Annotated in this window: 16 protein-coding genes; 10 read left to right on the plus strand and 6 right to left on the minus strand. The window is 48.6% G+C overall.

Going from position 1 to position 13,652, the window contains the following annotated elements; genetic code table 11:
- Nucleotides 1-600 precede the first annotated feature (600 nt).
- From D3H35_RS25885 to D3H35_RS25905, 6 genes are all read right to left on the minus strand, one after another.
- Nucleotides 601-2,805 carry a hypothetical protein gene (locus D3H35_RS25885; protein ID WP_119152054.1) on the minus strand — a complete coding sequence of 735 codons (2,205 nt, stop codon included), beginning with the start codon at nt 2,803-2,805 and terminating at the stop codon, nt 601-603.
- A 360-nt stretch (nt 2,806-3,165) separates the two neighbouring features.
- Nucleotides 3,166-3,579: a hypothetical protein gene (locus D3H35_RS25890; protein ID WP_119152055.1), complete on the minus strand. Its 414-nt coding sequence runs from the start codon at nt 3,577-3,579 to the stop codon at nt 3,166-3,168.
- Nucleotides 3,564-4,244, minus strand: coding sequence for an alpha/beta hydrolase (locus D3H35_RS25895; RefSeq protein ID WP_158594024.1), 681 nt, complete (start codon nt 4,242-4,244; stop codon nt 3,564-3,566). Before D3H35_RS25895 ends, D3H35_RS25890 begins: the two co-directional genes overlap by 16 nt.
- Nucleotide 4,245: 1 nt before the next feature.
- Complete coding sequence (locus D3H35_RS32965; RefSeq protein ID WP_233568167.1) at nt 4,246-4,803, minus strand: hypothetical protein; 558 nt, start codon at nt 4,801-4,803, stop codon at nt 4,246-4,248.
- Complete coding sequence (locus tag D3H35_RS32970; protein ID WP_233568168.1) at nt 4,770-5,597, minus strand: alpha/beta hydrolase; 828 nt, start codon at nt 5,595-5,597, stop codon at nt 4,770-4,772. Before D3H35_RS32970 ends, D3H35_RS32965 begins: the two co-directional genes overlap by 34 nt.
- Nucleotides 5,598-5,730: 133 nt before the next feature.
- A complete protein-coding gene (locus D3H35_RS25905; RefSeq protein WP_119152056.1) occupies nt 5,731-6,540 on the minus strand; it encodes a LacI family DNA-binding transcriptional regulator in 810 nt (269 codons plus the stop codon).
- A gap of 256 nt (nt 6,541-6,796) precedes the next feature.
- Here D3H35_RS25905 and D3H35_RS25910 point away from each other — a divergent pair, with 256 nt between their 5' ends.
- From D3H35_RS25910 to D3H35_RS25940, 10 genes are all read left to right on the plus strand, one after another.
- Complete coding sequence (locus D3H35_RS25910; RefSeq protein WP_147355947.1) at nt 6,797-6,994, plus strand: hypothetical protein; 198 nt, start codon at nt 6,797-6,799, stop codon at nt 6,992-6,994.
- A gap of 195 nt (nt 6,995-7,189) precedes the next feature.
- Entirely contained in the window at nt 7,190-7,384 is a 195-nt protein-coding gene (locus D3H35_RS25915; RefSeq protein WP_119152058.1) for a LacI family DNA-binding transcriptional regulator, read from the plus strand.
- An 85-nt stretch (nt 7,385-7,469) separates the two neighbouring features.
- The gene (locus tag D3H35_RS25920; protein ID WP_119152059.1) at nt 7,470-7,889 is read left to right on the plus strand and encodes a LacI family DNA-binding transcriptional regulator; all 420 of its coding nucleotides are present in this window, start codon (nt 7,470-7,472) and stop codon (nt 7,887-7,889) included.
- Nucleotides 7,890-8,133: 244 nt separating this feature from the next.
- The gene (locus D3H35_RS33695) at nt 8,134-8,484 is read left to right on the plus strand and encodes an alpha/beta hydrolase-fold protein (protein ID WP_267901445.1); all 351 of its coding nucleotides are present in this window, start codon (nt 8,134-8,136) and stop codon (nt 8,482-8,484) included.
- A gap of 67 nt (nt 8,485-8,551) precedes the next feature.
- Entirely contained in the window at nt 8,552-8,719 is a 168-nt protein-coding gene (locus tag D3H35_RS33700; RefSeq protein ID WP_267901446.1) for a hypothetical protein, read from the plus strand.
- Entirely contained in the window at nt 8,716-9,054 is a 339-nt protein-coding gene (locus tag D3H35_RS32980) for a hypothetical protein (protein WP_233568169.1), read from the plus strand. Before D3H35_RS33700 ends, D3H35_RS32980 begins: the two co-directional genes overlap by 4 nt.
- Nucleotides 9,041-9,451 (plus strand): hypothetical protein, encoded by a 411-nt coding sequence (locus tag D3H35_RS32985; protein WP_233568170.1) that lies wholly within the window; start codon nt 9,041-9,043, stop codon nt 9,449-9,451. Before D3H35_RS32980 ends, D3H35_RS32985 begins: the two co-directional genes overlap by 14 nt.
- Nucleotides 9,452-9,481: 30 nt before the next feature.
- Nucleotides 9,482-10,561 carry an alpha/beta hydrolase gene (locus D3H35_RS25930; RefSeq protein ID WP_158594271.1) on the plus strand — a complete coding sequence of 360 codons (1,080 nt, stop codon included), beginning with the start codon at nt 9,482-9,484 and terminating at the stop codon, nt 10,559-10,561.
- A 360-nt stretch (nt 10,562-10,921) separates the two neighbouring features.
- Complete coding sequence (locus D3H35_RS25935; RefSeq protein WP_119152061.1) at nt 10,922-11,545, plus strand: hypothetical protein; 624 nt, start codon at nt 10,922-10,924, stop codon at nt 11,543-11,545.
- Nucleotides 11,546-11,801: 256 nt separating this feature from the next.
- On the plus strand, nt 11,802-13,217 hold the full coding sequence (locus tag D3H35_RS25940; protein WP_147355948.1) for a hypothetical protein: 1,416 nt from the start codon (nt 11,802-11,804) through the stop codon (nt 13,215-13,217).
- Nucleotides 13,218-13,652 lie beyond the last annotated feature (435 nt).

Genomic DNA, 13,652 nt, shown 5'->3' on the forward strand with positions numbered 1-13,652 from the left:
TCAACTGACTGAATGCCGTCGTCGTAAGCTTTGACTTCCTATTGTATTGTAGTACATGCTTACCTCTTCGAAGCTACTTCCTATTTTCCTCAAGCTAAGAGCAAATTAATCTCGTATTCGGTATTGGGCTGAAATGAATCGAAACTCAAAATACCCAGATTTCCATCGATATCAATGAAAGCCGGATACTGATTCTCTCTTTCTCCGTCCTTCGACCAAATCTCTACGGATTGATTCCAACCGAATGGATTCAGCTCGTAACCTGACGGAAGCGAGATCGAAATTTTAAAATTGCTAACGACGCTTATAGGAATACTTCCGGACAATTTGACCACATCGTTCGAAAGTTTTGCTTGATAAGATTCAGCGAATAATTACCGTCAACCGAAGGCATATTCATCTGAATCGAACGAAGAGAGTTCGAATAAACCTTGCTTCCTACCGCCCGCGTGCTGCCATCGTACAATTGATATTCCAGCAAATTGAGCGTTCCCTCAGTGGAATTGTCAACAAGTTGGTAAACAACGTCTTGACCGGAACGACGGGCAAGCATCTTCTTTGAGCCCTCGTTCGTCTGAACTTGAAACCGGGCTGTTTGATTCAATCCATTAAACTGCGATCCCGACCGGATGACACTTCATACAGATAGTTATCCTTATTGTCGTAATAATCGCTATTCACAACTGAAGCGTTAGCGGAGTTCTGGAACGATTGAGCACTATTTCTTGGCGAGAAGTTTTTATCAAAAGAAAGCCGTTCGTTCTTAGCAAGATTAGAAAACAGTTTACTTAACGTATAGCTCGTACCGTTCTTTTCTAAGGAATATAAGACAGTGGCGCTTATTCCTTGAGTGGCGTAATACTTTGAAGCTGGCATTCCCTCGTTTATAGAAAGCTTCGCGGAATCATAACCGGATGGCGGAGTAATGGAGACCAGAGGTCCAGCCAAATTAACGGTTTGCGTCGCGCTTGAAGACAGGCTATAGGCTTTTTCCAAGTAATAGGCAGTGTCTGCCGCCTCGTCGTAAAGGTTCGAATTTACAAGCAGATTATTGTCCGTATGAATGTACATGGAAGCTTTACGATCGGCACCGAACGAGACTGGAAAAGGCCAAGCTACGAGCAGACCGTCACTATTTTGCAAAGATACTCTAACTTCTTGACCCGCCTGCGCCTGCGAAGCTTCGAAAGTCAGTTTCTTTAGACTGGAAGCCGTAAACTTAACGTTAGCTTGCCCGGAGGATACCGGTTGATTGTAGAAAACATCCGTCATACCGTCAGAGCTTTTCCCGTATACGACTACTTCGTATTGCTTGCCCGCCAGCAAGAATGCGTTAGGTATAAAAAACTTGCCGTCGCCAATGGAACCCGCATCATAGGTTCGATTCGAAGCATAACCCGAGTAAAACCAACTCCAATTCGGCAGTTGTTTCTCAAAAAGCATCACATGACCGTTTTGCAACGGCTCTCCAGACTCGTCCTCGGCTTCGACGACAAGCCCTTTGATTTCGTTGTTGTCCATAGAATGGACAATGACTTCTCTATTTACTTGAAACGGTTCGGCGAGTCCCGGATAGTTAACGGAGAACTCCAGCGTATAGGTACCCGCTTGGAGAGGGGAATCCAGTGGGATGGTCAAGGAATTCCAAAACCGGCCGATTTTCTGCTGTTCTTGCACAATATTTCCGCCTTGATCCTTCAAGGTAGCTTGAGACGAAATTGTATTGTAGTAAAAGTCCGTTACGCCTAGCAACGAGAGTTCGCCGCTCACTAAGCTTCCTTCCACATTAAGCCCTTCATCGCTAATTTCAAAAGTATCCAGCCTTAAGACGGGTTTATTCAAAACACTGTAATCTTTATTATTAGAAATATTGTTTTTATTACTCTTCCATGAGTAGTAATTGCTGGAGTCTTTCGTATACAAGTAAAAAGAGTATGTCCCCTTGGAAACGATTAACTCGTTCGTATCCGAAAATTCCCGGTATGTACCTACCGAGTCGATATAATAATACATGCCTAGACTATAAGTATTTGAGGGAAATACGATCTTATTCGCAGAGGCGATGTCCTGCTCAGTTAATGAAACAACGGTGTCCGATTGAATATTAACGCTTTTGGATAAGTGATAACTTTTGTTTTCATCGTTGGACAAAAAAGTCAAATTCAATTTACCCGGTTCCATTAAAATTCTAGAGTCGCTCCCTGTACCTTTTTCCAATTGGGAATCATTAGCGCCATCCCCAACATAAAACTTTGTGCTATTGTTATACTCCGACAACGAACCAAAATCGAAAGACACCTTCACCTTTCCTGAAACTTTTAGCAGCCATGCATTCATTGAAAGAAGTTGTTCGCCCGTAATCACTTTCTTATCATAATAGAGAAATATTTTCCCCGTATCGATTTCTATGAAAGTAGTCGCCATAACAACGTCATAAATGGCCGATCTATCAACATCTTGAACAGGAACTTTCCATTGATGGTCGTCACGGTCGCTCATGTAATTGTAAGCAAACTCGGAAGAATTCTGCTTTCTTATAGTAAGGACATCTCCGAAAGACAGATAGCCCTCCAATTGCTCAACCTTAATAATCTTAACACTGGTTGATTCAACCGCTACGTTCTCCCTTACCTCCGTAATAGGAGATTCCGGAATAGTTGGTTGCGGAATAGGAGCCTGTTGCGAGCCCGTCCCGGTCTCTGTTCCAACGGTTTCTTCCGCCTCAGCTGTGCCGGCAAACGAAGAAAAAACAACTCCAACTATTAGACTCATTAAAACCGTAACAACAAGCAACTTCTTTCTCACTTTTCGAGCCTCCGATTAGACGATAAAAGTCTAGTATTTAATTGAATTCCACAAATAACCAAAATTTAAAAACATTATAACACGCCTTTTGAACTATTTTTAAGATATTTTTGAAATTATTCCTCCATTTTTCTGCGATTTTCAAATATTCGGAGGTTAACACAAAAAAACCTCGCGAAGATCCTAACGCGAGGAATGATAATGGATTTGGCACCGCTTCCGATTTTGTAATGCAACCGTAACAAGGCTTTCATCTGCTTTTCATGTTGAACGGTTACAATATAAACATGACCCCCCTTTTCAATATAAACTCTTGACGGGCTTGCGGCTGACGCCGCAAGCCCACTTTTTTTGCAAAAATCAAGAAATCGTCACGCTGGCTTTCGCCCGTTTTCCTTCGAACTCGTATTCAACCACGGCGGTGCCGCCTTCCTTCGGAACGATTCCGCCGGAATGGTCGACGCTTGCCGCGTCAGGATCGGCCGATTTGAAGCTTCCGTTCAGCGGCGTAATGCGCCAGCCGTTCTCGTATTCGGCCGTCGGCAGGAGACGGAGCTTGCTCCGTTCGAAGAAGCTTGTCCCGAGCTCCTTCAAGCTAACCCCCGCCAGCTTGGACGGCTTGCCGAATAAGTGCAGCAGCGGAAGATGAGCCCGCTCCTCCCAATCCGCCTCCGTATGCGCGGCATCCGGTTCGAAATAGAAGGCCAACTGGCTGTCCGGCTCATAACCGGCATCCAGCAATTCGGCTACGACTTGCCTCACGTGCTTTTCCATGACCAGAACGCCTTCGCGCCCCCCAGATCGATCCATATTTTGCTCAGAGGCAATCGGGAAGGAAAGCTCACGTACATACGGTACTCGATCAGCGTCAAAGGATTAACGTAATAGAAGTAGGGGGAAAGAATGCCGAGCTTGCCGAATATATCCGGTCTGCTGAATCCGATATGATAAGTAATTTGCCCCCCTCGGGAAGAGCCGATCAGTCCTGTATTTTCCGCATCCCGTTTTGTCCGAAATACAGAGTCGATAAACGGTTTAAGCTCCTCGACCAAAAATCGTTCGTACAGCTCGCCTCTGGGCACGGCCTGATCCCGGTCCCTTTCGTGCTCGATTCCTTCCAGCCCGTGCATATACTCGCCGGAGCGCTCGCCTCCCATGTTGAAGATGCCGACGATAATGACCTCCTCCATCAGCCCCTCGGCTATCAGTCGATCGGCGGTAAGATGGAGGTTCCATGATCTTGCAACGGCGAAAGGATTCAGCGGATCGGTCTCGTGCGCTCCCTTGTCGAACAAGTTCTGACCGTCGTGCGCGTATAGAACGGGATACCGGCTGTCCGGGTTCTCGCTGTATCCGGGAGGCAAATATAAACGCAAATCGCGTTCGTTGTTCAAAATGGATGAACGAAATCCTTCAATGCGCAATAAAGTAGACGGCAATTCAATCAGCCTCCTCGAAATGGTTAGTGCCTATTTTCCGTTTGTTCGACCAGCTTTCCACCCGGTAAGCCAAATTCAAGCCTTCCTCGGGCCGGAAAGACCGATAAGGTACATCGCGGCCGTGCGCGTCTTTCTCGTCCAATCCGAACCCTCTGGAAATCCGAAATTGAAAAGCGATGTTTCTCGGAATTTGGAACGTCCCGCCGTATAACAAATTTCCGATCTTAGGCAGAGGAATGCCTGCATACACGCAGTCCGTATCCGGAGTACTCTCAGGCACTTCCACGTGAATCGTAACGCTGACATCGGCGGGAAGCTTCGGAACGACGCTGACTTCACGGCTTGCCGTCAAGCTTCCCTTCCGATAAGTAACAACCGTCCGGCCGTTCTTCCGGGGAACGATGCGGCCGTCCTTGGAGACGGTCATTATCAAGGGATCGTCAACTTCGTACTTACCGTCTAAATCGGTGGCGACGAAACCGCTGTCATAATGAACGATCGGATTAAAGCTTGGACAGGCTCCGGTCAGACCGACGGATTCCGGCCCGTTAAGCTCCACGCGGATTGGACTTCCGACATCTCCGAAGAAATAAAGAAGCGGAGCATGCACTCTGGCCTTCCAATCCTTCTGGTTGTGGCCGGAGCCCGGCACATAGTAGTACCATAAGTCGTCGCCCTGACGAAACCCGCTTCCAGCGAAGTGTCGACGGCGCTTCTTACATGCTTCTCCAGCACGGTGTACCCTTCGGCCTCGCCCACGTCCATCCATAGCCGGATCGGCGGCTTCTCCTTATGGAATTGCCCGATCCACGTCTCCCTTCCATCCTGATCGATAACGACGAAATAAGGACAGAACGCTCCGACCATGCCGAACACATCCGGCCTGCGAAAGCCCAGATTGTAAGACACAAGCCCGCCGGCAGACGAGCCCATGACGGCCGTATGCTCGGGGCCGGTCAACGTGCGAAAGGTCCGGTCGATGAGCGGCTTGACTTCCTCGATCAAAAATTGCTCATACCGCTCACCCCGGCTCTCGGTTCCCAGCGCCTTCTCGTTCCCCGGAAAAGCATGCATATATTCGGCGATCCGAGAGTCCGATACGTGAGCGACCGCGACGATGATAAACGGACGCACCCGGCCTTCCGAGATGAGCCTGTCGGCGATCAGATGCAAATCCCACGAACCGCCGCTTTCGTCTTCCTGGAAGGCATGCTGCCCATCCTGCACGTAAAGCACCGGGAACCGGCTGCTTTCGTCCCGATCGTAGTTTGGCGGCATATACACGTAGACGGTTCTTTCGTTGTTTAGCAGCGTAGAACGAAACCGTTCGAATCGGACAATGTTCGATAACATGGGAACTTAACCTCCGCTTACTCTTCGTCTTGAACGGCAAGGCGAATGATTTTTTTATCGATTGGCTCATGAGGCTGCTGGATATACCTGATCAATATATCCGCGGCCTCCTCGTATGCCGCCGGGTCGAAGATCACCTTGGGCACCGATGGCGGCAGCAGCTCGGGAACACCGCTCGTACAGACGGCGACGACGCGGCCGCCGAACGGCTCAGCCAGAACCTGATTGCACAAAACTCGTTGATTACGCATCCGGCTTGTCCGCTTCTCCCTGCCAGAAACTTTCGCAAGCGCCGCTCGTCCGCGTATGCGTGAATGTCCCGTTGGTCCAGTCCCGTTGCCGCTTTGATCGTATCGACATACTTTTTGTCGCGATAATCGTCGATGACGACGAAATCCGGACGACGTCCCAGCAGCTCGGCGACCTTGGCGATTGCGGCCGTGAAATCGGGAATCAGCTTATGAAACAGCGTGTCTTCATTGTAAGTGTCGATTCCGATCAGCGGAATTCCGAGACCGTAACGCTTCGATATTTGATAGAACGTCTTGGCGGCGGCGTTCAAGACGAACACTCCGTCCACCTCCCGCTCCAGCAAAATATCCAGCTTCGGCGAGTCCGGATCGATATGAACGACGATTAGATGATAGCCGTGCCGGTTCAAATATTTGCCGAGATGGAAAATAGCCTTCGTATAGCGATAGGGGGTCCAGTAGCTCTCTCCGGCAGTTTGCGGCAGTAAAATTCCTATCAGCTCGGATTTTCCGCTTTTTAACGTTCTGGCGTTCAGATTTCGGATGTAATTCAGCTTTTGGGCGGCCTTCATCACCTTTTCCTTCGTATCTTCGGAGATGGACTGGCTTTCTACCGAGTTGAGGATGTAGGATACCGTAGCGGTAGACACTTTCGCTTCCTTGGCGATATCCTTCATCGTGATCTTCTTCATGCTTATCCCTGTCCTTGTTTCTCTAGTCGAAAGAGGCGACACTCGAAATTCGGCTTAACTTAACCGGTTAAGGGCTTAATCGATTAAGTCGATTTTATGAAAGACCTTCCGATTTGTCAATAGAATATATAAAAAGCCGGCCCCCTCATCGGAGGAACCGGCTGGCATCTATTCTCCAACGCACAAGTCGCGCTTTCATACGGAAGCATAGTCACCCTGCTTATCGACCGCCTCTTCCCGAATGCTTAAGTATTCCTTGAAAAAGCCGGTCACGGCGGGCAAAAAGCGGGATCTTGCTCGGATGCGCTATGGCCGTCCACATCCACAAACAATGGTTCGCATCGGGAACGCGGGCCAGATCCCGCTTTTTGGCCGCCGTGACCGCTTTTTCAAGGAATACTTAAGCATTCGGGAAGAGGCGGTCGATAAGCAGGGTGACTATGCTTCCGTATGAAAGCGCGACTTGTGCGTTGGAGAATAGATGCCAGCCGGTTCCTCCGATGAGGGGGCCGGCTTTTTATATATTCTATTGACAAATCGGAAGGTCTTTCATAAAATCGACTTAATCGATTAAGCCCTTAACCGGTTAAGTTAAGCCGAATTTCGAGTGTCGCCTCTTTCGACTAGAGAAACAAGGACAGGGATAAGCATGAAGAAGATCACGATGAAGGATATCGCCAAGGAAGCGAAAGTGTCTACCGCTACGGTATCCTACATCCTCAACTCGGTAGAAAGCCAGTCCATCTCCGAAGATACGAAGGAAAAGGTGATGAAGGCCGCCCAAAAGCTGAATTACATCCGAAATCTGAACGCCAGAACGTTAAAAGCGGAAAATCCGAGCTGATAGGAATTTTACTGCCGCAAACTGCCGGAGAGAGCTACTGGACCCCTATCGCTATACGAAGGCTATTTTCCATCTCGGCAAATATTTGAACCGGCACGGCTATCATCTAATCGTCGTTCATATCGATCCGGACTCGCCGAAGCTGGATATTTTGCTGGAGCGGGAGGTGGACGGAGTGTTCGTCTTGAACGCCGCCGCCAAGACGTTCTATCAAATATCGAAGCGTTACGGTCTCGGAATTCCGCTGATCGGAATCGACACTTACAATGAAGACACGCTGTTTCATAAGCTGATTCCCGATTTCACGGCCGCAATCGCCAAGGTCGCCGAGCTGCTGGGACGTCGTCCGGATTTCGTCGTCATCGACGATTATCGCGACAAAAAGTATGTCGATACGATCAAAGCGGCAACGGGACTGGACCAACGGGAACATTCACGCATACGCGGACGAGCGGCGCTTTGCGAAAGTTTCTGGCAGGGAGAAGCGGACAAGCCGGATGCGTAATCAACGAGTTTTTTGTGCAATCAGGTTCTGGCTGAGCCGTTCGGCGGCCGCGTCGTCGCCGTCTGTACGAGCGGTGTTCCGAGCTGCTGCCGCCATCGGTGCCCAAGGTGATCTTCGACCCGGCGGCATACGAGGAGGCCGCGGATATATTGATCAGGTATATCCAGCAGCCTCATGAGCCAATCGATAAAAAAATCATTCGCCTTGCCGTTCAAGACGAAGAGTAAGCGGAGGTTAAGTTCCCATGTTATCGAACATTGTCCGATTCGAACGGTTTCGTTCTACGCTGCTAAACAACGAAAGAACCGTCTACGTGTATATGCCGCCAAACTACGATCGGGACGAAAGCAGCCGGTTCCCGGTGCTTTACGTGCAGGATGGGCAGCATGCCTTCCAGGAAGACGAAAGCGGCGGTTCGTGGGATTTGCATCTGATCGCCGACAGGCTCATCTCGGAAGGCCGGGTGCGTCCGTTTATCATCGTCGCGGTCGCTCACGTATCGGACTCTCGGATCGCCGAATATATGCATGCTTTTCCGGGGAACGAGAAGGCGCTGGGAACCGAGAGCGGGGTGAGCGGTATGAGCAATTTTTGATCGAGGAAGTCAAGCCGCTCATCGACCGGACCTTTCGCACGTTGACCGGCCCGAGCATACGGCCGTCATGGGCTCGTCTGCCGGCGGGCTTGTGTCTTACAATCTGGGCTTTCGCAGGCCGGATGTGTTCGGCATGGTCGGAGCGTTCTGTCCTTATTTCGTCGTTATCGATCAGGATGGAAGGGAGACGTGGATCGGGCAATTCCATAAGGAGAAGCCGCCGATCCGGCTATGATGGACGTGGGCGAGGCCGAAGGGTACACCGTGCTGGAGAAGCATGTAAGAAGCGCCGTCGACACTTCGCTGGAAGCGGGGTTTCGTCAGGGCGACGACTTATGGTACTACTATGTGCCGGGCTCCGGCCACAACCAGAAGGATTGGAAGGCCAGAGTGCATGCTCCGCTTCTTTATTTCTTCGGAGATGTCGGAAGTCCAATCCGCGTGGAGCTTAACGGGCCGGAATCCGTCGGTCTGACCGGAGCCTGTCCAAGCTTTAATCCGATCGTTCATTATGACAGCGGTTTCGTCGCCACCGATTTAGACGGTAAGTACGAAGTTGACGATCCTTGATAATGACCGTCTCCAAGGACGGCCGCATCGTTCCCGGAAGAACGGCCGGACGGTTGTTACTTATCGGAAGGGAAGCTTGACGGCAAGCCGTGAAGTCAGCGTCGTTCCGAAGCTTCCCGCCGATGTCAGCGTTACGATTCACGTGGAAGTGCCTGAGAGTACTCCGGATACGGACTGCGTGTATGCAGGCATTCCTCTGCCTAAGATCGGAAATTTGTTATACGGCGGGACGTTCCAAATTCCGAGAAACATCGCTTTTCAATTTCGGATTTCCAGAGGGTTCGGATTGGACGAGAAAGACGCGCACGGCCGCGATGTACCTTATCGGTCTTTCCGGCCCGAGGAAGGCTTGAATTTGGCTTACCGGGTGGAAAGCTGGTCGAACAAACGAAAATAGGCACTAACCATTTCGAGGAGGCTGATTGAATTGCCGTCTACTTTATTGCGCATTGAAGGATTTCGTTCATCCATTTTGAACAACGAACGCGATTTGCGTTTATATTTGCCTCCCGGATACAGCGAGAACCCGGACAGCCGGTATCCCGTTCTATACGCGCACGACGGTCAGAACTTGTTCGACAAGGGAGCGCACGAGACCGATCCGCTGAATCCTTTCGCCGTTGCAAGATCATGGAACCTCCATCTTACCGCCGATCGACTGATAGCCGAGGGGCTGATGGAGGAGGTCATTATCGTCGGCATCTTCAACATGGGAGGCGAGCGCTCCGGCGAGTATATGCACGGGCTGGAAGGAATCGAGCACGAAAGGGACCGGGATCAGGCCGTGCCCAGAGGCGAGCTGTACGAACGATTTTTGGTCGAGGAGCTTAAACCGTTTATCGACTCTGTATTTCGGACAAAACGGGATGCGGAAAATACAGGACTGATCGGCTCTTCCCGAGGGGGGCAAATTACTTATCATATCGGATTCAGCAGACCGGATATATTCGGCAAGCTCGGCATTCTTTCCCCCTACTTCTATTACGTTAATCCTTTGACGCTGATCGAGTACCGTATGTACGTGAGCTTTCCTTCCCGATTGCCTCTGAGCAAAATATGGATCGATCTGGGGGGGCGCGAAGGCGTTCTGGTCATGGAAAAGCACGTGAGGCAAGTCGTAGCCGAATTGCTGGATGCCGGTTATGAGCCGGACAGCCAGTTGGCCTTCTATTTCGAACCGGATGCCGCGCATACGGAGGCGGATTGGGAGGAGCGGGCTCATCTTCCGCTGCTGCACTTATTCGGCAAGCCGTCCAAGCTGGCGGGGGTTAGCTTGAAGGAGCTCGGGACAAGCTTCTTCGAACGGAGCAAGCTCCGTCTCCTGCCGACGGCCGAATACGAGAACGGCTGGCGCATTACGCCGCTGAACGGAAGCTTCAAATCGGCCGATCCTGACGCGGCAAGCGTCGACCATTCCGGCGGAATCGTTCCGAAGGAAGGCGGCACCGCCGTGGTTGAATACGAGTTCGAAGGAAAACGGGCGAAAGCCAGCGTGACGATTTCTTGATTTTTGCAAAAAAAGTGGGCTTGCGGCGTCAGCCGCAAGCCCGTCAAGAGTTTATATTGAAAAGGGGGGTCATGTTTATATTGTAACCGTTCAACATGAAAAGCAGATGAAAGCCTTGTTACGGTTGCATTACAAAATCGGAAGCGGTGCCAAATCCATTATCATTCCTCGCGTTAGGATCTTCGCGAGGTTTTTTTGTGTTAACCTCCGAATATTTGAAAATCGCAGAAAAATGGAGGAATAATTTCAAAAATATCTTAAAAATAGTTCAAAAGGCGTGTTATAATGTTTTTAAATTTTGGTTATTTGTGGAATTCAATTAAATACTAGACTTTTATCGTCTAATCGGAGGCTCGAAAAGTGAGAAAGAAGTTGCTTGTTGTTACGGTTTTAATGAGTCTAATAGTTGGAGTTGTTTTTTCTTCGTTTGCCGGCACAGCTGAGGCGGAAGAAACCGTTGGAACAGAGACCGGGACGGGCTCGCAACAGGCTCCTATTCCGCAACCAACTATTCCGGAATCTCCTATTACGGAGGTAAGGGAGAACGTAGCGGTTGAATCAACCAGTGTTAAGATTATTAAGGTTGAGCAATTGGAGGGCTATCTGTCTTTCGGAGATGTCCTTACTATAAGAAAGCAGAATTCTTCCGAGTTTGCTTACAATTACATGAGCGACCGTGACGACCATCAATGGAAAGTTCCTGTTCAAGATGTTGATAGATCGGCCATTTATGACGTTGTTATGGCGACTACTTTCATAGAAATCGATACGGGGAAAATATTTCTCTATTATGATAAGAAAGTGATTACGGGCGAACAACTTCTTTCAATGAATGCATGGCTGCTAAAAGTTTCAGGAAAGGTGAAGGTGTCTTTCGATTTTGGTTCGTTGTCGGAGTATAACAATAGCACAAAGTTTTATGTTGGGGATGGCGCTAATGATTCCCAATTGGAAAAAGTACAGGGAGCGACTCTAGAATTTTAATGGAACCGGGTAAATTGAATTTGACTTTTTTGTCCAACGATGAAAACAAAAGTTATCACTTATCCAAAAGCGTTAATATTCAATCGGACACCGTTGTTTCATTAACTGAGCAGGACATCGCCTCTGCGAATAAGATCGTATTTCCCTCAAATACTTATAGTCTAGGCATGTATTATTATATCGACTCGGTAGGTACATACCGGAATTTTCGGATACGAACGAGTTAATCGTTTCCAAGGGGACATACTCTTTTTACTTGTATACGAAAGACTCCAGCAATTACTACTCATGGAAGAGTAATAAAAACAATATTTCTAATAATAAAGATTACAGTGTTTTGAATAAACCCGTCTTAAGGCTGGATACTTTTGAAATTAGCGATGAAGGGCTTAATGTGGAAGGAAGCTTAGTGAGCGGCGAACTCTCGTTGCTAGGCGTAACGGACTTTTACTACAATACAATTTCGTCTCAAGCTACCTTGAAGGATCAAGGCGGAAATATTGTGCAAGAACAGCAGAAAATCGGCCGGTTTTGGAATTCCTTGACCATCCCACTGGATTCCCCTCTCCAAGCGGGTACCTATACGCTGGAGTTCTCCGTTAACTATCCGGGACTCGCCGAACCGTTTCAAGTAAATAGAGAAGTCATTGTCCATTCTATGGACAACAACGAAATCAAAGGGCTTGTCGTCGAAGCCGAGGACGAGTCTGGAGAGCCGTTGCAAAACGGTCATGTGATGCTTTTTGAGAAACAACTGCCGAATTGGAGTTGGTTTTACTCGGGTTATGCTTCGAATCGAACCTATGATGCGGGTTCCATTGGCGACGGCAAGTTTTTTATACCTAACGCATTCTTGCTGGCGGGCAAGCAATACGAAGTAGTCGTATACGGGAAAAGCTCTGACGGTATGACGGATGTTTTCTACAATCAACCGGTATCCTCCGGGCAAGCTAACGTTAAGTTTACGGCTTCCAGTCTAAAGAAACTGACTTTCGAAGCTTCGCAGGCGCAGGCGGGTCAAGAAGTTAGAGTATCTTTGCAAAATAGTGACGGTCTGCTCGTAGCTTGGCCTTTTCCAGTCTCGTTCGGTGCCGATCGTAAAGCTTCCATGTACATTCATACGGACAATAATCTGCTTGTAAATTCGAACCTTTACGACGAGGCGGCAGACACTGCCTATTACTTGGAAAAAGCCTATAGCCTGTCTTCAAGCGCGACGCAAACCGTTAATTTGGCTGGACCTCTGGTCTCCATTACTCCGCCATCCGGTTATGATTCCGCGAAGCTTTCTATAAACGAGGGAATGCCAGCTTCAAAGTATTACGCCACTCAAGGAATAAGCGCCACTGTCTTATATTCCTTAGAAAAGAACGGTACGAGCTATACGTTAAGTAAACTGTTTTCTAATCTTGCTAAGAACGAACGGCTTTCTTTTGATAAAAACTTCTCGCCAAGAAATAGTGCTCAATCGTTCCAGAACTCCGCTAACGCTTCAGTTGTGAATAGCGATTATTACGACAATAAGGATAACTATCTGTATGAAGTGTCATCCGGTCCGGGATCGCAGTTTAATGGATTGAATCAAACAGCCCGGTTTCAAGTTCAGACGAACGAGGGCTCAAAGAAGATGCTTGCCGTCGTTCGGTCAAGACGTTGTTTACCAACTTGTTGACAATTCCACTGAGGGAACGCTCAATTGCTGGAATATCAATTGTACGATGGCAGCACGCGGGCGGTAGGAAGCAAGGTTTATTCGAACTCTCTTCGTTCGATTCAGATGAATATGCCTTCGGTTGACGGTAATTATTCGCTGAATCTTATCAAGCAAAACTTTCCGAACGATGTGGTCAAATTGTCCGGAAGTATTCCTATAAGCGTCGTTAGCAATTTTAAAATTTCGATCTCGCTTCCGTCAGGTTACGAGCTGAATCCATTCGGTTGGAATCAATCCGTAGAGATTTGTCGAAGGACGGAGAAAGAGAGAATCAGTATCCGGCTTTCATTGATATCGATGGAAATCTGGGTATTTTGAGTTTCGATTCATTTCAGCCCAATACCGAATACGAGATTAATTTTGCTCTTAGCTTGAGGAAAATAGGAAGTAGCT

The sequence above is a fragment of the Cohnella faecalis genome (assembly GCF_003570905.1).
Classification (GTDB): Bacteria; Bacillota; Bacilli; order Paenibacillales; family Paenibacillaceae; genus Cohnella; species Cohnella faecalis.